This is a genomic window from Rhodococcus sp. IEGM 1351 (assembly GCF_030056875.1).
Classification (GTDB): domain Bacteria; phylum Actinomycetota; class Actinomycetes; order Mycobacteriales; family Mycobacteriaceae; genus Rhodococcus_F; species Rhodococcus_F opacus.
On sequence record NZ_JASHKU010000003.1, the window covers coordinates 119391 to 137150 of the forward strand.

The 17760-nt window shown below is 67.6% G+C and carries 18 protein-coding genes; 7 read left to right on the forward strand and 11 right to left on the reverse strand.

What is annotated here, in order from left to right:
* Window positions 1-48: 48 nt before the first annotated feature.
* The 5 genes from QM806_RS41330 to QM806_RS06510 all read right to left on the reverse strand — a co-directional run bounded on the left by QM806_RS41330 (window position 49) and on the right by QM806_RS06510 (window position 4941).
* Window positions 49-423: a hypothetical protein gene (locus QM806_RS41330; protein WP_345890949.1), complete on the reverse strand. Its 375-nt coding sequence runs from the start codon at window positions 421-423 to the stop codon at window positions 49-51.
* Between the two features lie 16 nt (window positions 424-439).
* Window positions 440-1033, reverse strand: coding sequence for a hypothetical protein (locus tag QM806_RS41335; RefSeq protein ID WP_306671898.1), 594 nt, complete (start codon window positions 1031-1033; stop codon window positions 440-442).
* A gap of 229 nt (window positions 1034-1262) precedes the next feature.
* Window positions 1263-3098: an acyl-CoA dehydrogenase gene (locus QM806_RS06500; protein WP_005575004.1), complete on the reverse strand. Its 1836-nt coding sequence runs from the start codon at window positions 3096-3098 to the stop codon at window positions 1263-1265.
* 82 nt (window positions 3099-3180) lie between these two features.
* Window positions 3181-3804: a class I SAM-dependent methyltransferase gene (locus QM806_RS06505; protein WP_169692814.1), complete on the reverse strand. Its 624-nt coding sequence runs from the start codon at window positions 3802-3804 to the stop codon at window positions 3181-3183.
* A gap of 21 nt (window positions 3805-3825) precedes the next feature.
* Window positions 3826-4941 carry a glycoside hydrolase family 183 protein gene (locus tag QM806_RS06510; RefSeq protein ID WP_043794175.1) on the reverse strand — a complete coding sequence of 372 codons (1116 nt, stop codon included), beginning with the start codon at window positions 4939-4941 and terminating at the stop codon, window positions 3826-3828.
* Window positions 4942-5226: 285 nt separating this feature from the next.
* Between QM806_RS06510 and QM806_RS06515 the strand changes: the two genes are divergently transcribed.
* Complete coding sequence (locus tag QM806_RS06515) at window positions 5227-6246, forward strand: beta-ketoacyl-ACP synthase III (protein ID WP_005574998.1); 1020 nt, start codon at window positions 5227-5229, stop codon at window positions 6244-6246.
* A 34-nt stretch (window positions 6247-6280) separates the two neighbouring features.
* Window positions 6281-6904: a DUF3060 domain-containing protein gene (locus tag QM806_RS06520; RefSeq protein ID WP_283290793.1), complete on the forward strand. Its 624-nt coding sequence runs from the start codon at window positions 6281-6283 to the stop codon at window positions 6902-6904.
* Here the strand turns inward: QM806_RS06520 and QM806_RS06525 are convergent, their stop codons facing one another.
* The 3 genes from QM806_RS06525 to QM806_RS06535 form a co-directional block, all read right to left on the reverse strand.
* Window positions 6905-7666, reverse strand: coding sequence for an HNH endonuclease family protein (locus QM806_RS06525; RefSeq protein ID WP_007299180.1), 762 nt, complete (start codon window positions 7664-7666; stop codon window positions 6905-6907).
* Window positions 7667-7739: 73 nt separating this feature from the next.
* The gene (locus QM806_RS06530) at window positions 7740-8900 is read right to left on the reverse strand and encodes an alkaline phosphatase family protein (RefSeq protein WP_169692816.1); all 1161 of its coding nucleotides are present in this window, start codon (window positions 8898-8900) and stop codon (window positions 7740-7742) included.
* Window positions 8901-8972: 72 nt separating this feature from the next.
* The gene (locus QM806_RS06535; protein WP_005574990.1) at window positions 8973-10331 is read right to left on the reverse strand and encodes a cytochrome P450; all 1359 of its coding nucleotides are present in this window, start codon (window positions 10329-10331) and stop codon (window positions 8973-8975) included.
* Between the two features lie 86 nt (window positions 10332-10417).
* On the opposite strand from QM806_RS06535, the gene QM806_RS06540 reads away from it, so the two are divergent.
* Complete coding sequence (locus QM806_RS06540) at window positions 10418-11035, forward strand: TetR/AcrR family transcriptional regulator (RefSeq protein ID WP_005574988.1); 618 nt, start codon at window positions 10418-10420, stop codon at window positions 11033-11035.
* 49 nt (window positions 11036-11084) lie between these two features.
* Entirely contained in the window at window positions 11085-12014 is a 930-nt protein-coding gene (locus QM806_RS06545; protein ID WP_005258512.1) for an alpha/beta fold hydrolase, read from the forward strand.
* Window positions 12015-12047: 33 nt separating this feature from the next.
* On the opposite strand, the gene QM806_RS06550 is transcribed toward QM806_RS06545, so the two are convergent.
* Window positions 12048-12821, reverse strand: a complete 774-nt coding sequence (locus QM806_RS06550; RefSeq protein WP_283290797.1) for a VOC family protein — start codon at window positions 12819-12821, stop codon at window positions 12048-12050.
* 111 nt (window positions 12822-12932) lie between these two features.
* Here QM806_RS06550 and QM806_RS06555 point away from each other — a divergent pair, with 111 nt between their 5' ends.
* Window positions 12933-14219, forward strand: a complete 1287-nt coding sequence (locus QM806_RS06555) for an alpha-hydroxy-acid oxidizing protein (RefSeq protein WP_283290799.1) — start codon at window positions 12933-12935, stop codon at window positions 14217-14219.
* Window positions 14220-14223: 4 nt separating this feature from the next.
* On the opposite strand, the gene QM806_RS06560 is transcribed toward QM806_RS06555, so the two are convergent.
* Both QM806_RS06560 and QM806_RS06565 read right to left on the reverse strand, forming a co-directional pair.
* Window positions 14224-14520: a response regulator transcription factor gene (locus tag QM806_RS06560; RefSeq protein ID WP_283290801.1), complete on the reverse strand. Its 297-nt coding sequence runs from the start codon at window positions 14518-14520 to the stop codon at window positions 14224-14226.
* A gap of 107 nt (window positions 14521-14627) precedes the next feature.
* Entirely contained in the window at window positions 14628-15710 is a 1083-nt protein-coding gene (locus QM806_RS06565) for a GmrSD restriction endonuclease domain-containing protein (protein WP_283290803.1), read from the reverse strand.
* Window positions 15711-15882: 172 nt separating this feature from the next.
* Here QM806_RS06565 and QM806_RS06570 point away from each other — a divergent pair, with 172 nt between their 5' ends.
* Window positions 15883-16875 (forward strand): alpha/beta hydrolase, encoded by a 993-nt coding sequence (locus QM806_RS06570; RefSeq protein WP_283290805.1) that lies wholly within the window; start codon window positions 15883-15885, stop codon window positions 16873-16875.
* Window positions 16872-17333, forward strand: coding sequence for an alternative ribosome rescue aminoacyl-tRNA hydrolase ArfB (gene arfB, locus QM806_RS06575; RefSeq protein ID WP_502943836.1), 462 nt, complete (start codon window positions 16872-16874; stop codon window positions 17331-17333). The genes QM806_RS06570 and arfB overlap by 4 nt, the downstream gene beginning before the upstream one ends.
* The last annotated feature ends 427 nt before the right edge of the window (window positions 17334-17760 follow it).

The following is a 17760-nucleotide window of genomic DNA, read 5'->3' on the forward strand; positions in this document are numbered from 1 at the left end:
CCGCTTTTCGAGCCCGAAAAGGAGAGCGCGAACCGAGAAAGGGTGCGGCTACAGTGATCGCAACGTGAGCCGCTGGGCGGACGGGAGCGGGGCCTGCGTGACCCAGCCTCGTGGCGTCGCGGCACGCGCGATCGCGCGGCGGACACGCTCCGCCACCTGCCCCGGGGACTCGAGCTCGTCCCAGGTCCACCGCACCACCTGGAAGCCGAGGTCGCGCAGGGCGTCCTCGCGCTGCTTTTCGGCGAAGACCGCGTCGCCGGGGGATTGCCCGGGTTTCAGTAGCCGTCCGTACTTGACGCGTCCGTCGAACTCCCCGAGCACGATGCCGTCGAAGTGGAAGTCGACCCGCCCGATTCGGCGCCCGCCGGGTTCGAACACCTCGCCTTGCTGGGGCGGGGCGGGCAGCCCGGCACTCGACAACATCACCCGGCTTCGCGATTCACCGACGCTTTCGCTGTGCCCGCTCAGGAACCGGACGACCCTCCGTGCCGCATCGACGCCGTGACGACGCGCAGCGCGGGCGAGTTCGGCCTCCAGGTCCTCTCGGCTGACGTCGAATCTTGCGGACGGCCGCGTCTCCCACCACGACGGCCTGCTCGAACGGCAGAGTTCTCGCGAGGTCGATCACGGTCCGCGCAGGGAGAGTCAGCGAGTGCCCGTCGACCACCGTCACGTGCTCTCCGATCGGGGCGCAGTGCACCGTGATCCGCCGTTTGATCCGGCCACCTCCGCGTCGATTTCTGGTGAGGTGCACGCGGTCGAGGGGCGTCTTCCACAGTGGCAGCCCGTACACGACGGCCGCGGATTGGTGACTGAGCACCGCGTCGTCCGACACGGCGTGAACTGTCGAGTCGATCAGGAAGCGATGACGTTCCTCCTCACTCAGCGCCGAGTACATCGACGCGGAGAGGTACGCGCCGCGCCCGATGCGCCGCCACTCGCCACGTGTGTACAGGCGTCGGATCTCGTCGTCGCTGTAGCCGCGGCCCAACGCCTCCTGGCGTCGTAGCATTGCCCCCGGGTCATGTTCCATGGGAACGATTCTCGCCGGAGCCACCGGAAGAATCCGGTCCGAAGGAGCCTGCTGTGGATGAACTGGAGCTTGTGGACAACTCCCGCACTCTTTCTCGGCTCGCGCACTGCCTGTGGGGGCTGAAAAGGGGTGCGTCGACCGGGAAAGAGTGCCCGAGGTCGGCCGGTCGGGACACGAAAAGGCCCGGCGGCCAGGGAAGTACCCCGGCCGCCGGGCCGTGTGAACCCGATCAGAACGCTGCTTCGTCGAGCTCCATGATGTCGTTGTCGATGTTGGCGACGATGCTGCGGGTGGCGGTCAGTTCCGGCAGGACGTTCTTCGCGAAGAAGGACGCGATGGCGACCTTGCCCTCGTAGAACGCCTTGTCCTTGTCGGAGGCACCCTCGTCGAGGGCCTTGATCGCGATCTCGGACTGGCGCAGGAGCTGCCAGCCGATGAGCAGGTCGCCGACGGACATCAGGAAGCGGACCGAACCGAGGCCGACCTTGTACAGCTCGGACGGCTGCTCCTGCGCACCCATGAGGTACCCGGTGAGGGTGGCGGCCATGGTCTGGACGTCCTCGAGGGCGGTGGCGAGCAGGGCGCGCTCGGCCTTGAGGCGACCGTTGCCTGCCTCGCTGTCGATGAACTTCTTGACCTCGCCTGCGACGTGGGCGAGTGCCACACCGCGGTCGCGGGCGATCTTGCGGAAGAAGAAGTCCTGCGCCTGGATAGCAGTGGTGCCCTCGTACAGCGAGTCGATCTTGGCGTCGCGGATGTACTGCTCGATCGGGTAGTCCTGCAGGAAGCCGGAGCCACCGAAGGTCTGCAGGCTCTCCGTCAGGTACTGGTAGGCCCGCTCGGAGCCGACGCCCTTGACGATGGGGAGCAGCAGGTCGTTGACGCGGAACGCGAGGTCCTTGTCGGCACCGGACACCAGCTTGGCGGTGGCCTCGTCCTGATGCGCCGCGGTGTACAGGTACACGGCGCGCAGGCCCTCCGCGTACGCCTTCTGCATGGCGAGGGCGCGACGGACGTCGGGGTGGTGCGTGATGGTGACGCGCGGCGCGGCCTTGTCCGTCATCTGCGTGAGGTCTGCGCCCTGGACGCGTTCCTTCGCGTAGTCGAGGGCGTTGAGGTAGCCGGTGGAGAGGGTGGCGATGGCCTTGGTGCCGACCATCATCCGGGCGTGCTCGATGACGTCGAACATCTGCGCGATGCCGTTGTGGACCTCGCCGACGAGCCAGCCCTGGGCGGGAATGCCGTGGCCGCCGAAGGTGACCTCGCACGTGGCGGAGACCTTCAGGCCCATCTTGTGCTCGACGTTGGTGACGAAGACGCCGTTGCGCTCGCCCAATTCGTTGGTCTCGAAGTTGAAGTGCGTCTTCGGGACGAAGAACAGCGACAGTCCCTTGGTGCCGGGGCCTGCGCCCTCGGGGCGGGCCAGGACCAGGTGGAAGATGTTCTCGAACAGGTCGTCGGAGTCGGCGGAGGTGATGAACCGCTTGACGCCCTCGATGTGCCAGGAGCCGTCGTCCTGCTTGATGGCCTTGGTGCGGCCTGCGCCGACGTCGGAGCCGGCGTCGGGTTCGGTGAGGACCATCGTGGCACCCCAGCCGCGCTCGACGACGGTGGCGGCCCACTTCTTCTGCTCTTCGGTGCCGTTGTGGAACAGCACGTCCGCGAATGCGGGTCCGGCCTGGTACATGTGCGCGGCCGGCTGGGAGCCGAGGATCAGCTCACCGATGGCCCACACGACGGACCGGGGGACGGGGACGCCGCCGATTTCCTCGGAAAGTCCCATGCGGTACCACTCGGCGTCCCACAGTGCGCGGAACGACTTCTTGAAGGATTCCGGCAGGGTGACGGTGTGGTTCTCGGGGTCGAAGACCGGAGGGTTGCGGTCGGCATCGGCGAAGGACTCGCCGAGCGGTCCCTCGGCGAGGCGGGCAACTTCGCTGAGCATGTTGCGGACGGTGTCGGCGTCGAGATCGCCCCACACGCCTTCACTCAGCGGCTGCTCGAGACCGAGTACCTCGAAGAGGTTGAACTCCAGGTCGCGGACGTTGCTCTTGTAATGGCCCATGTCTTCTGTCTCTCCCAGTGAGATGGTGCGGTCTATCCGTTAGTACCGCCCAAGTTATTACTCGTCGGTAACATCAGCGATATTACGCCCGATTTACCTGACTGCCAAGACTCGGGTGGTGCGCGACGACGAGCGCGTCGATTGCCGTTCCGGCGTCCGTCTCGCGGAATCGCCGTTCGGCGACCTCGACGACGAGCCGCCCGCCGAACGAGTTCACCAAATCATCTGGCGTGTACAGAATTTCAGCGTCTTGGGGACCCCCGACTCCCTGTGACAAGTTAACGGCGTCATGCCCCAAAATCATGAGGATTCCATCAGGTTTCAGCGCAGATATGGCGCGGTTCACAACCTGCAGACGCTCCTCGGGGGCGAGATGGAGGTAGATCATGAGGACGAGGTCGTACTCGCCGCCGAGGTCTGCATCGGTGACGTCGGCGACGCGGTAGTCGAGCCGTTCGCGGACCGAGCGGGGTGCTTCGGCGGCCACCCGGCGGGCCTTGTCGACGGCCACGGCAGAGTAGTCGAGCCCCGTCACCTCCCAGCCGCGGGTGGCGAGCCAGTGCGCGTTGCGGCCTTCCCCGCACGCGAGGTCGAGCGCGCGGCCGCGGGGGAGCGAGGTGACCCGCTCGACCACTACGGCGTTGGGTGGCGCGCCCCACACCAGGTCGCTCTGTGAATACCGTTCGTCCCAGGCAGCTGCATCCATGCCCCGACGCTAGTACCCGGGCTACGGAGTGAGTGTGGTCCGCATGAGGAGCACGTTGTAGTTGTTGTGCACCGTCGTGAGGAAGTAGAGGTCGCGCCCCGACGACCACGGGTGGATGTAGGCGCCGTACGCGGTGGGCAGCTCCCGGGTGTCGACGAGCACCTCCGGTGGGCCCCACGGTCCGGTGACCGACGGTGATCGGCGCATGACGACGGAGTTGTACTGGTCGGTGGTCAGCATGAGGTATTGGCCGAGGTACTCGTTGTACGCGACGGACAATTCGCCGACTCCGCCCGGCATGATCGGCTTGGCGACGTCGGGATTGCCCTTGATCCACTTGGCGCCGTCGAAGTACTCGTACGCGCCGAGGTCCATGATCTGGGGTTCCGGGACCCGCGCGATGTGGACGAGTCCGCCGCGGCCGGCAGGCGTGCCGTATTGGTAGACGAAGCCGTCGGCCTTGACGAACGCGCTCATCTGGAAGTTGGCGTTGCCGCCGACGTTCGGGCGCTGCGTCTCGGGGGCGACGGCCCAGTTCTCACCGTTGTCGTGTGAGTACACGAGACCGGAGTAGTTGGTGTCCCACGTTCCCGCCGGTCCCCAGTTCTTCACAGACATCATGCTGAGGACCTGGGTGTTGCCGACGGCGACGCCGGCGGTGGGGATGCGGCTGATCTCGACGAACGGGATCTTCGGGCTCGGGACGAGCTCCTTGGACTGGCCGAAGATGTCGCGGGGTGAGCTGTCGAAGTTCATCCCGTCCGCGAGGATGCCGTCCGAGCTGCGGAACAGCGTGCTGCTGCGCCAGGCCCACAGGCTGCCCGACAGCAGGTTGGGCAGTCCGAGCCCGGCGGAGTCGCCGAACGCCGTGAGGACCTGGCCCTGGCCGTTGTCCCACATGATCCCGAGGTCGGTGCCGAGGACGTTGGCGTCCTGGGTGCGGTTCGGACTGAGCATGCCGGTCTGCTGCGCGACCGCCTGGGTGCGTCCGGTGAGGTTCGGAATCCCGTTGGTGCCGTTGAGTCCGGGGATCGGATTGATGGCGTTGGGATTCGCGGCGGCCGGGCCGGCGAATGCGATCAACGTCACGGCTGCGCCGACGAGCGACGCTGCTGCAAGAGCTTTGGTTCGCTTCACGAAGGACACTCCATCTCTAGCAGCAGGCGGCACTGCGTGGCCCGAAGAGACCACTCCCCCTACCGGTGATCAACTGCTGGAAATCGCCAGAAGTCTAACAAGTCTGTTCTTACGAAAGTGTCGGTTTGACCGCCGTGTTCGTTTCATCGGCTGCCCTGCCGAACTGATATTACCGACGAGTAACAGGAACCGGTGCTACCCGCTGGGCGGTCGCCGACGTAACGTGTGCTGGCGACAAGTCCACACTGCGCGTAACCACGCGGGACCTGATGAGGAGATCGATCGATGGGAAAGCAGATTGCCACCGTGGCTGGAGGTCGGCAGTCCGCCCTTCTCGGGCTCGGCGTGTACCGGCCCGAACGGGTCGTCACCAACGACGAGATCTGTGAACTGATCGACTCGAACGACGAGTGGATCCAGTCGCGCTCGGGAATCCGCAACCGGCGGTTCGCGGCGGAGGACGAGAACGTCGTCACGATGTCCATCGAAGCCGGGCGTAAGGCGATCGAAGCGAGCGGGATCGATCCCGAGCAGATCGGCTGCGTCATCGTCGCCACGTCGACGTACCTCCTGCTGACCCCGCCCGCCGCGGCGGTGGTGGCCGACGCCCTGGGCACCAACGGGCCCGGAGCGTTCGATCTCGGCGGTGGCTGCGCGGGCTTCTGCACCGCGCTGACCGTGGCGTCGGACCTGGTTCGCGGGGGATCCGTCGACTACGCCCTCGTCGTGGGCGTCGAGAAGATGAGCATCACCACCGACCCCACCGACCGCTCGACGCGGTTCATCTTCGGTGACGGCGCCGGCGCCGTGGTCGTGGGCAAGAGCGACGTCGCGGGCATCGGTCCGGTGGAGTGGGGTTCGGACGGCGCCCAGGCCGACGCCATCGTGCAGGATCTCGATTGGTACGAATACATCACGACGCCGGGTGCCACGCGCCCGTACATCAAGATGGCGGGTACCGCGGTGTTCCGCTGGGCCGCCTTCGAGATGGGCAAGGTGGCACTGCGGGCGGTCGAGAAGGCCGGCATGTCGGTCGACGACCTCGACGCGTTCGTGCCGCACCAGGCCAACTCGAGGATCACGGAGGTGATCGCGCGCAGCATGAAGCTCCCCGAGAACGTGCCCGTGTCCGACGACATCGCCGAGAGCGGCAACACGTCGGCGGCATCGGTGCCGCTCGCCATGGAGGAGATGCTGCAGTCCGGCGCCACCAAGCCCGGCGACACCGCCCTGCTGCTCGCCTTCGGTGCCGGGCTGTCCTACGCGGCCCAGGTCGTGACGATGCCGGTACTCGCGAAGGACTGACCCGGCCCCGGAGGGGACAGGAAAGCAGGGGTCGATGAGCGTCACCCGGCAGTCGATCGCCGTCGCCGTGCTGATGTCCGGCGCCGTGGCCCTCGCGGGCTGCGGCGGCGGGAGCACTGGCGGCGGCAGTACCTCGACGGTGTCCGGCTCTGCGGTGGAACTGAATTCGGGCGGTGACTGCGCGGGCCGCGACGTGATCGTCAACCGGGACGGTGCCGGGGTCGTCCTCGACGGCGAGTGCGGCACCGTCACCATCGAGGCCAACGGCGTCTCGGCGAACGTCGCGACGTCGAACGCGGTCGTCGTGAACGGTCAGGACACCAACGTCGCCGGCGGGCAGACCGGAACGCTCACCATCTCGGGACGCAGCAACAGTGCCACCATCGACGTCGTCGAGTCGATCGACGTGCAGGGCAACGCCGTCACCGTACTCGGCAAGCAGGCGGGGCGGATCTCGGTCAGCGGCAGCGGGAACTCCGTGACCGTGGACGACTCCGGTGCGATGACGGTGAGTGGCAACGACAATTTCGTGCGCGCCGTGTCCCTCGACTCCCTCGAACTGACCGGGTCCAACAACTCCGTCGACTGGGATTCCGGCGCGACGACCCCGTCGGTCGACACGGGCTCGGAGAATCGGCTCACCCCACCCGGAGCGTGATCACCGGGCGCCGCAACCGGTGAGCACCGCGGCCATCGCATCGCGCTCGGGCGGCGTCACCCAGAGCCGGTACGCCACTTTCACTTCCACCTGCCGCGCCACATAGGTGCAGCGGTACGCCGCCAGCGGGGGCAGCCACGTCGACGCGTCGGCATCGCTCTTGCGCTGATTGGTGGGCCCGTCCACCGCCTGCAGATTGCGCGGATCGTTCGCAAGGTTCGCCCGCGTCTGCGCGTCGAGGAGCTGAGCGCCCTTCTGCCACGCGTCCGACAGTGCCACCACGTGATCGATCTGCACGGCGTCCGACGTCTTCGTGCCCCGGGTGAACGCAATGATGGTGCCCGTGTAAAGATCCCGCAACGTGCCCGACTGCACAACGCAGTTGCGGGTGCGGTCCCGTGAGGTGATGTCGACCAGGTCGCGCCGCAGGATGTCGTTGCGGGTGTCGCAGCCGTTGCGCCCGAGGTCGACCGACACGTTGTCGGTCCAGCTGGCACCGAACAGTTCCCGGTCGTATCCCGTCTTGGGTGCCCGGCCCTTCACCTCGAGGGTGGACAGCTGGGCGAACGCCATCTGTATCTGTTGTGCGTCAGTGACTTCCGAGGGCGCGACCGGTCCGGTTCCGGCGGCGAGGGTGTCGTCGGGGTCGGGCGAGAGCATCGTGACGAGTACGACGACGAGCAGCCCGGCGAGGATCCAGGGCCACTTGGTGCGGATGGTCGTGATGATGGAGCCGGTGTTCGGTACCGCAGAGCGGGGCATGAATCACTCCTGAAATCAACGCTGTTCGTCATTTCTATCAGGAGTGGCCCCACGGGCCGGTGATCGGCCCGGGTTACGTGGTGGCGCCCCGCAGCAGGGGAATCAGCAACTCGTCGTCGGTGAGGGCGCCGTGTTGCCCGGGGAGGGCGGACAGCCTCGACTCCGCCTTGCGCCGGACCACCGCGACGCCGCCCTGGGCGATGGCGACGACGTCGCCGATGCGGCCCTGGACCTCGGATCGCACGGCCGGCCCGAACAGTCCCGCGGTGACGGCCTCGTCGCGCGTGCCGATCCACATGCGGTGTCCCAGTTCGTTCCGCCACCGGGCGGCGACGTCGTGCCCGGCTCCGGCTCGGGTGTGGACGTGCCTGCACCGGGGTTCGCCGGCGAGCGCCACCACGTCGTCCGACAGGGCGGGAGTGGCATCGAAGTCGATCTTGTCGGCGTCGTCGACGGTGACCATGCCGTGGTCGGCGGTGACGTACAGCGTGGTGTCGGGTTGTGCCGCGGCGAGTCCCGCGGCGAGCTTCTCGACGAGCCGGTCGACGAGCGCGACCTGGTGTAGCCAGGATTCGGATCCCGGTCCGTAAATGTGCCCGAGCGTGTCGATTTCGCTGAGGTAGCAGTAGGTGAGGGTCCGTTCGCCTCCCCGGGCCGCGGTGACGACGTGCGCGATCAGGTCACCGTACGCGTGTATTCCTGTGAACGTGCCGCCGCGGAGGACGGCGCGGGTGAGCCCGGACCCGTCGAACTTCGCGGGAACCACGGTCGTGCACGTGATGCCCGCTGCCGCGGCGCGTTCGAACACGGTCGGTGCGGGCTGGACGACCTCGGGCACCAGGCGGGTGAGTTCATCGCCCTTGTGGCCCGCGCGCCACGACAGCCAGTTGAGCGTGCCGCGGACCTCACGAACGTATGACTGGTAGCCGGTGATGCCGTGACCGCCGGACGGCAACCCCGTGCCGAACGACGCGATGCTGGTGGCGGTCGTGGTGGGGAAGCCCGCCCGGATCGGCCGTCCGGTCAGGCTGTCGAGGAACGGGGCGTGGTCGCGGTGGCGACGCAGCAATGTCCAGCCGAGGCCGTCGATCAAGAACACCACGGTGTGCCTGCTGTCCGGCAGGTGCAGCCGGTTGGGTTCGCCGGCAACGCCGAGTGCGGCGAGGACGGACGGCATCAGGGCAGATAGTGTCGGCTGCGAATAGACGTCGAGCGGGGGCGCCGTAACGGTCATGACTTCCACTATGGTGGATCGGCTCAGGCTGCACTTGGGATATCGGCTCAGCCCGCAATGTCGAGAGTCGGCTCAGCCGACACGGTGGTACAGGTCCACGGGCTGGCCGTCGGAGGGAAAGGGCAGCGAGGTGTAGTTGAGCGGGGCGACGTAGCCGGGGCTCACCTGCCAGTCGAATCGCCGCAGCAGGTGATGCATGACCGTCTTGATTTCGGCTCCCGCGAAGTGCATCCCCAGGCATTTGTGCACGCCGCCGCCGAACGGCTCCCACGCGAACCGGTGAACCTTGTCCTCGCGGCGTTCGGGTGCGAACCGTTCGGGGTCGAACCTCTCCGGATCGGGCCAGTACTCGGGCATGTGATGGGTGAAGTGCACGACCACCGACATGTACGTGCCCCGGGGGATGTAGTGGCCGAGCACCTCGGTGTCCGCGACCGCGCGGCGGGCGACCACCGGGACCGGCGGAACGAGGCGCAGGCATTCCTTCATGACGAGGTCGAGGTCGGTCAGTTCGTCGAGTTGACCGTAGGTCGGGGTGGACGTGCCCAGTGCCGCCGACTGCCGCCTGCACCGCTCCTGCCAGTCGGGGTGCTGACCGAGGTACTGCATCATCGTCGACAGCGTGATGGTGGATGTGTCGTGCGCCGCCATCAGCAGGAAGATCATGTGGTTGACGACGTCGTCGTCGCTGAACCGTTGCCCGTCTTCGGATTCGATGTGGCACAGCGCGGAGAACAGGTCGTCGCCGGCACCCGCTCGCCGCGCGGGCAGGTAGCGGCGGAAGAACTCCTCGAGTCGTGCGCGCCCGTCGATGCCGCGCTTCCACCGCGTTCCGGGCAGGGGATACCGCACCACCGACGTGGCGGCCTGCACGCTGTCGATGAACGCCTTGTTGATCTCGGCCATCTCCCGGGGCGTCGACCCCTCGGCGCCGCCCATGAAGATGCTCGTGGCGAGATCGAGTGTCAGCTCCTTGAGCGCGGGGTACGCGGCGAAGCCCGGGGTGGGCTGCCAGCCGTCGAGCCCCTCCTCGACGGCCGGATGGAGTGCCTCGGTATAGCGCGACAGCCGGTCCCGGGTGAAGGCCTGCTGCATGATTCGCCGGTGGGCGAGGTGTTCGTCGCCGTCGAGGAGCATCAGCCCGCGGTGGAAGAACGGCCCGATCAGCACGCTCCACCCGTCGCTGTTGACGAAGGCTCGGTCCTTGTTCTGCAGCACCGTCTGGCAGCCGTCCGGTCCGAGCACGGTGACCCACCGCTTGCCGGCCATGCTCAGCCACGACACGGGGCCGTAGCGATCCCAGCGACTCTGCAGCAGTCCCATCGGGTCGCGGAAATAGTCCAGCGAGTGTCCGATGACGGGGAATCCGGCATTGCCCGAGATGGGTTGCAAGGTGCTTTGCGGTGGGGGAGCAGCGAGAACTTTGGGCATCGGCCCTCCTCGTGGCATATGTGACAGGACCCTCTGTCAGATGTGTGTAGTGTGCGTCACACCTGCGGGTCTGTCAACATCGAGTCATGAGTCAGCCGGCGCGCCAGTACCGCGGTCGAAGTTCGGAGGAACGCGCCGCGGACCGTCGCGCGCGACTGCTCGAGGCGGGACTGCAGGTGTTCGGCACCGTCGGCGGCGAGAAGGCGACCATGACCGCGATCTGCGCCGAGGCGAAACTGACGGAACGCTATTTCTACGAGAGCTTCCACAGCCGGGACGACCTGCTGGTGCAGGTGATCGAGGGCATTGCCGCGGAGATCGCGGAGGCGACGCGGGTCACCCTCCAGACCGTGACCGGCGACCCCGAGGTGCGGGCGCGGGCCGCGATCTCGACGTTCGTCGAGATCCTGACGGCGGACCCGCGGAAAGGGCGGGTGTCGATCATCGAATCGGCGGGCGCCGAACCGCTGCGGACGCGTCGGCGTGAATTGTTGCGGGCGTTCGCCCTGCTGGTCGCGGAGGAATCGAAGGAACTCTACGGCGACCGGGCGTGGTCGTCGCCGCAGGACGAGATCACCGCGCTGCTGTTCGTGGGTGGGCTCGCGGAGCTCATGACGGCGTGGCTGAACGGCGAGATCGAGGTGTCTCCCGAGCAGATCGTCGATGCCGCGACCTACCAGTTCACGTCCACCGCACACCGCTGAGCGGGTCCCGGGCGGAAACGTGACGGGTGTCACGTGCGAAGCTGTGGGCATGGTGGATATCGCACGCCCGCAGTTGGAGGGCACGGTCGCGGTAGGCGAGGGGCGTCGGCTCGGCTTCGCGGAGTTCGGTTCGGCACAGGGCAGGGCGGTGTTCTGGCTGCACGGCACGCCCGGAGCGCGGCGGCAGGTGCCGATGGAAGCGCGCGCGTTCGCCGAACGCGAGCACGTCCGGCTGATCGGAATCGACCGGCCGGGGGTCGGGTCGTCGACGCCGCACCGGTACGGCGCCGTGATCGACTTCGCCGAAGACCTGCGGACGGTCGCCGACACGCTGGGCATCGATCAGATGGCCGTGGTCGGCCTGTCCGGAGGCGGCCCCTACACACTGGCCGCGGCGTACGCGATGCCCGACCGCGTGGTCGCGACCGGCATCCTCGGGGGTGTCGCGCCGACGAAGGGTCCCGACGCGATCCGCAGCGGGCTGATGGATCTCGCCGTCCTGGCGGCTCCGGTGCTGTCGGCGGGCGGTGTCCCCGTCGGGTTGGCGGCGAGTTCCGTGATCAGGCTGGCGAGACCGTTCGCGTCGCCGATCATCGACCTGTACGGGCGGCTGTCGCCGGAGGGCGACCGCCGTCTGCTCGCGCGGCCGGAGTTCAAGGCGATGTTCCTCGACGATCTGCTCAACGGCGGCCGTAAGCAGCTCAGTGCACCGTTCGCCGACCTCGTCCTGTTCGCGCGGGACTGGGGATTCCGGGTGAATGCGGTGAAGACCCCGGTGCGGTGGTGGCACGGCGACTGCGACCACATCATTCCGCTCCGGCACGGGCAGCACATGGTGTCGCTTCTTCCCGACGCCGAGTTCCACACGATGCACGGGGAAAGCCATCTCGGGGGCCTGGGCATGTCCGAGGAGATTCTCCGCTCGCTCCTCGACATCTGGGACGCCAAGGAGGCGCAGGCGCCGTTCGGCCCGGTGTGACGGTGGCGCGGTCTGCACGCCACCGTCACCGGATCAGGACTGCAGCGTCGTGATCTGGAACGTGGCGCCGAGCGGGTCGGCGACGGACGCGAGCCGCCCGAACGGTGTGTCCTCCGGTTCGCGCCGAACGCTGCCGCCCAATTCGGTCACCTTCGCGACCGCCGCGTCCGTGTCGTCGACGCCGATGTAGAACTGCCAGAACGAGGGGACGCCTTCGGGCAGGAACGAGTCGGCGTCCATGACTCCGGCCACCGTGCGGTCGCCGAGGTCGGCCCGCGAGTACCGGAATTCGTCCGTGTCGCCGAGAGTCCGATAGGTCCAGCCGAAGACGTCCGCGTAGAAGGAGAGCGCCGCCGCGTAGTTCCGCGACAGCGTTTCGTGCCAGACGGGCGCGCCGGGCTCGTCCACGAGACCGAAGCCGCCGTGTCGATCGGCCTGCCACACGCCGATCACGGCGCCGGCGGGATCGCCGAGGATGGCCATCGTGCCCTGGTCGCCCACGGTCATCGCGGGCATCATCACCTGCCCGCCCGCCTCGGCCGCCTTCGCGGCGGTGGCCTCCGCGTCCTCGGACGCGATGTAGGTGGTCCACACGTTGCCGTACGGGTTGCCCTGTTGTTGCGGACCAAGGCCCGCAATGGGTTTGCCGTTCTTGCTGAAGATGGAGTACCCGCCGTACTGCGGATCCTCGTTGGTGTCGGACCTCCACCCGAACAGCCCGGTGTAGAACGGAATGACCTGTTGGGGGTCGGAACTGGTGAGATCGATCCAGCAGGGAGCGCCGGTGAGGGACGGACGGTCGGGCATCGCGGTCTCCTAGGGCATGGTCGGGGCAGCGCACGGTGTGGTGCCGGTCACAAACCTACGCGTCCCGACGACCTGCCGTCGGTTCGCGACGCGCTGTGGAAGACTCGGCGCATGTCTGCGAGCGAGAACCAGGACAGCCCGGGCCGGGCCCGCCAGAATCTGATCTACCGCGACGGCGTCCTCGGCCGCACACCCTCCGTTCCCACCGATTTCGACACGCTGGAGCGACGCGCGCGGAGGAAGATGAGCGCGAAGGGGTGGGCGTACGTCCACGGCGGCGCGGGACTGGGTCGCACGATGCAGGCCAACCGCGACGCGTTCGACAAGTGGCAGATCGTTCCCCGGGTGCTGCGCGACGTCTCGAAGCGCGACATCGGCGTCGAATTGTTCGGGCGCAGGATTCCGGCCCCGGTCCTGCTCGCCCCGGTGGGTGCCGCCGAACTGGCCAGCCCCGAGGCGGATGTGGCGATCGCCGCCGCTGCCGCCGAACTGGGTGTGCCGTACATCTTCTCCAATCAAGGCTGCGCACCGATGGAGGAGAGCGCCGCGGCGATGGGCGACGCGCCCCGGTGGTTCCAGTTGTACTGGAGCACCGACGACGATCTCGTCGACAGCCTGCTCCAGCGCGCCGAGAACATTCGTGCGGAAGCCGTCGTCGTCACCCTCGACACGACCATGCTCGGCTGGCGCCCGGAAGACCTCAACCTCGGCTCGCTGCCCTTCGCGCAGGGCCAGGGGATCGCGCAGTACACGTCCGATCCGGTGTTCCGCCGGATCGTGCACGAGCGGATCACGGCTGCCGCCGGCAAGGCGGACGTCGAGGTGACGCTCGGCGCGATCCGGTCACTGGTGTCGATGACCCGGCGCTTCCCGGGCCGCTTCCTCGACAACCTGCGGTCGCCGGAACCGCGGGCCGCCGTGGAGACGTTCCTCGACATCTACTCCCGGCCGTCGCTGAGCTGGGCCGATATCGAGACCCTCCGCAGCAGGACGTCGCTGCCGATCCTCCTCAAGGGCGTGCTGCACCCGGACGACGCCAGGCGCGCGCTCGATGCCGGCGTGGACGGCATCGTCGTGTCGAATCACGGTGGGCGGCAGGTGGACGGCAGCGTGTCGTCGCTGGACGCGCTCGTGGACATCGCGCCCGTCGTGGACGGCAGGCTGACGCTGCTCCTCGACAGCGGAATCCGCACGGGAGCAGACGTCTTCAAGGCCCTCGCGCTCGGTGCGGACGCGGTGACGCTCGGCCGGCCCCACCTGTACGGCCTGGCCCTCGCAGGTCAGGCCGGTGCGCGGGACGCCACGGCCAACGTGATCGCCGAGTTCGACCTCACGATGGGGCTCAGTGGCCTGACGTCGGTGGCCGAGATCGACCGGGACGCCCTGCGCAGGGCGTAGGCCGTCAGAGTTCGGCGATCGTGATGATCCCGTCCTGAAGGGCCCGCACCAGCAGCGCCGTCTTGGTGGATGCGTCACGTCCGACCAGCGCGTACTTCTCGCGGATGCGGGTCAGGTGCGTGTTGACCGTTCCGAGCGCGATGTGGAGGTCGGCGGCGACGGCGAGCTTGGAGTCGCCGCGCAACCAGTGGCGGAGAACCTCGATTTCGCGCGCCGACAACGCCGGCTTCGGATACGTGCGGGCGACTGCCGGTTCGCCCGTATGTGGGGGGTGCCCGAGTGCGTCGGGTGCAGTGGTCATGCCGATCTCATCTTTCTGACATGTACGAAAGCGCTACAGGTACCCGACGTCCCTGCAGGCAGTTCAGGTTAACTGGTGACGGCGGCGCGTGTCGCGCCAGGCCCGGATCAGCTCTCACAGCCGACGCCGTCGCCGTCGCGATCGAGGTGGGTGCCGTAGCCCGGCTCGCCCAGGTGGACCGGCGCGGCACCGGCCGCCTTGGCGGCCGAACAGTTCTTGTAGTAGACGTCGCTCGGCGGTGCCGTATCGACGAACGGGACGGGTGCGGGCGCGGGTACCGGAGCGGGAACGGGAGCCGCTTCCGGGACCGTGACGGTGCTCGGAGCGGGCGCGACGGCAGGCGTCGCGGCCCCGCAGTCCTGGAGAACCCGGGCGATCGCATCGTGCTCGGCCTGGGTCACCCACAGTCCGTACGCGGCCTTCACCTCCACCTGATCGGCCACGTAGGTGCACCGGTAGCCCTTGTTCGGGGGCAACCAGGTTGCGGCGTCTCCATCCGATTTCTGCTGGTTGGTGGGGCCGTCGACGGCTTTCAGGTTCCGCGGATCGTTGGCGAAGTTCACGCGGGTCGCGGTGTCGAGCTGCTGCGCCCCCTTCTGCCAGGCGTCGGACAGCGCGACGACGTGATCGATCTGTACGGCATTCGACGTGCCCTCACCGCGGACGAAGGAGATGGTGTTGCCCGTGTACGGGTCGAGCAGCGTTCCGGTCTGTACCGCGCAGTCGCGGGTGCCCGGCTTGAACACGATCTGTTCGAGGTCGCGCCCGAGGATGTCGTTCCGCGTGTCGCACCCGTTGTGGCCGCCCTCGACCGTGACGTCGTCGGTCCACGCCTGGCCGAAGAGATCCCGGTCGTAACCGGTCTTCGGTGCGCGTCCCTTGATCTCGAGGCCGGCGAGTTGCTGCAGCGCGGCGGTCGCGTCGGCGCCGCCGACGGCGGCGGGTTCGACCGGCGAGAGGGCGAGCGCAGACGAAACCGGAACCGGTGTCGACGAACTCGACGCGGCACGCACGGTCGTCGTATCGGCGACCGTGGGAGTCACGGACGCGGATACTGCTGTGGCCTGGGCCGATTGGTCGTCCTGTCCGGGGCTGAGGAATGAGACCGTGGCCACGACTACGACGATCCCGGCGGTAATCCAGGGCCACTTCTTGCGGGTGGCAGGTGGTGAGGGCGGGGGAAGCGTCATGCCGGTCCTTCAATGAACGTGGGGGGTCGGATGTTCATCGCGCGGAAGGGCTCTTCCGTTACTCGGCATCGCGGGAACTGTTAGCATGCCCGGGACCGGAATTCGTGCGGGTGGAGGGCGGTACACGGTCGTGACACGACAGATCTTTCGGGGGAAATTGCGAACAGCGGCCGTGACGGCCGTGACCGTGGTCTCTCTCTGCCTCGGTGGCACCGGTGCGGCGGCCGCCGATCCGATCGTCGACACCGGTCAGGCGCTCGGTTCCGCGGTGGCGCCGAACGGGTCGACGCTCGATCACGTCACCGTGATCGATCCGAGACACCTGACGTTGCACGTCTTCTCGGCGTCGATGCAGCGGGTCGTTCCGGTGTACGTGCAGCGCCCCGCCGACACGAGCGTGCCGAGGCCGACGCTGTACTTCCTCGACGGTCAGGTCCGTCGCGAGAAGACCGATGTCGAAGAGTTCCTGGCCGACCAGAACGTGAACGTCGTCAGCCCGTCCGGCGGCGAGAACGCGTATTGGACGGACTGGAAGAGCCCCGACCCGGTGATGGGGGTGAACAAGTGGAAGACCTTTATGACTCAGGAACTTCCGCCGGTCGTCGACGCGGCCCTCGGCACCAACGGAGTCAACGCGCTCGCCGGCATGTCACGGGTGGGTACGGCCGCTCTGCAGTTGGCGATTGCCGCTCCCGGCCTGTTCCGCGGTGTGGCCGCCTACAGCGGTTGCGCTCTGACCAGTGATCCGCTCGGTCAGCTCCTCATCAAGATCACCATGGACAACTACGGCTACGGCAACCCGGCCAACATGTACGGGAAGGCGGACGATCCGGCGTGGGCGGCGAACGATCCCTACGTTCACGCCGCCGAACTGCGCGGAACGGAACTGTTCCTCTCCAACGGCAACGGTCTGCCGGGGCGCCACGAGACCCTGGACGGCCCCGGGATCGACGGGAACGTCGCGACGCTCGCGCGTCAGATCTACGCGGGTGGTCCCATCGAAGCGGTGACCAACTACTGCACCCGTCGATTTACGGATCGCCTGGGGGAACTGGGAATACCTGCAACCGCAAGTTTCCGTAACTCGGGCACACACTCGTGGGGATACTGGCAGGACGACCTGCACGATTCCTGGCCGGTGCTCGCTCGGGCGCTGGGAGTGTGAGCGAAGTTCCTCCGGTGTTTCCCGGCGGCGAGGTCACCGACGACCTCGAGGTCACGCGGTCGCTCGTCGTTCCGGCCGCCGAGTTGCAGTGGCGGTTCTCCCGCGCCGGCGGTCCCGGCGGTCAGGGCGTCAACACCACGGACTCGCGGGTGGAGTTGCGAGTGAACCTGTGGACGTTGTCGACGCTGTCGCCGTCCCAGCTCGAACGCATGCAGGTTCAGTTGGGACACAGGCTCGTTGACGGGGTGGTCACCGTGACGGCGTCCGAAACCCGTTCGCAGCTGCGCAATCGGCGCGCTGCCCGGGCCCGGATGGCGGCGTTGTTGCGCGCGGCGGTCCTCGCCGAAACCCGCACTCGGCGTCCGACCAAGGCGACCAAGGGTTCGCACCGACGAAGACTCGACGCCAAGAAACAACGCGGCCAGACCAAGAACCTGCGGAGGAAGCCGGACATGTAGGGGGTTGCGTACAGTCTGCGTGTTCTGAATGTTTGATGTCGTTTCGTGTTGTTTAGTGCAGTGATGTTGCGGGGTTGGGCCACCGGTGTGCAGTATCGGACCCCGTTGGTGTAGTTCCACGCGGCGGCACTGCCGGTCCAGGCTCACTGTTTGCTCTCGGAGACGATTGTGGTGGGGGTTCCGGCGGTCGGGACCCGGCGGTGGGTGCGTTGGTGCGTGTTGCCGGGTGTCGTCCTGTCAGTAGGCCGATCTGGAACGCCAGGCGGGGGTGTGGTGTGACCGAATATGGAACGCGGGGTCTGGGTGTGTCGAGGACGGTCACCGAGATCGGTTCCGACCACTACATTTCGCAGGCAAGTGGCTGATCCGATTGTGTCGTCGGCATCGGGACCGACTCGCCAGGTTCGGGTTCGGCCTCATCGAGGCT

Coding starts and splice junctions, on each gene's coding strand:
- QM806_RS06535 (WP_005574990.1), bottom strand. CDS start 10,331: ATGCCCAAAGTTCTCGCTGCTCCCCCACCGCAAAGCACCTTGCAACCC.
- QM806_RS06560 (WP_283290801.1), bottom strand. CDS start 14,520: ATGACCACTGCACCCGACGCACTCGGGCACCCCCCACATACGGGCGAA.
- QM806_RS06525 (WP_007299180.1), bottom strand. CDS start 7,666: ATGCCCCGCTCTGCGGTACCGAACACCGGCTCCATCATCACGACCATC.
- QM806_RS41335 (WP_306671898.1), bottom strand. CDS start 1,033: ATGGAACATGACCCGGGGGCAATGCTACGACGCCAGGAGGCGTTGGGC.
- QM806_RS06555 (WP_283290799.1), top strand. CDS start 12,933: ATGTCTGCGAGCGAGAACCAGGACAGCCCGGGCCGGGCCCGCCAGAAT.
- QM806_RS41330 (WP_345890949.1), bottom strand. CDS start 423: ATGTTGTCGAGTGCCGGGCTGCCCGCCCCGCCCCAGCAAGGCGAGGTG.
- QM806_RS06500 (WP_005575004.1), bottom strand. CDS start 3,098: ATGGGCCATTACAAGAGCAACGTCCGCGACCTGGAGTTCAACCTCTTC.
- QM806_RS06545 (WP_005258512.1), top strand. CDS start 11,085: ATGGTGGATATCGCACGCCCGCAGTTGGAGGGCACGGTCGCGGTAGGC.
- QM806_RS06550 (WP_283290797.1), bottom strand. CDS start 12,821: ATGCCCGACCGTCCGTCCCTCACCGGCGCTCCCTGCTGGATCGATCTC.
- QM806_RS06540 (WP_005574988.1), top strand. CDS start 10,418: ATGAGTCAGCCGGCGCGCCAGTACCGCGGTCGAAGTTCGGAGGAACGC.
- QM806_RS06565 (WP_283290803.1), bottom strand. CDS start 15,710: ATGACGCTTCCCCCGCCCTCACCACCTGCCACCCGCAAGAAGTGGCCC.
- QM806_RS06530 (WP_169692816.1), bottom strand. CDS start 8,900: ATGACCGTTACGGCGCCCCCGCTCGACGTCTATTCGCAGCCGACACTA.
- QM806_RS06515 (WP_005574998.1), top strand. CDS start 5,227: ATGGGAAAGCAGATTGCCACCGTGGCTGGAGGTCGGCAGTCCGCCCTT.
- QM806_RS06505 (WP_169692814.1), bottom strand. CDS start 3,804: ATGGATGCAGCTGCCTGGGACGAACGGTATTCACAGAGCGACCTGGTG.
- QM806_RS06520 (WP_283290793.1), top strand. CDS start 6,281: ATGAGCGTCACCCGGCAGTCGATCGCCGTCGCCGTGCTGATGTCCGGC.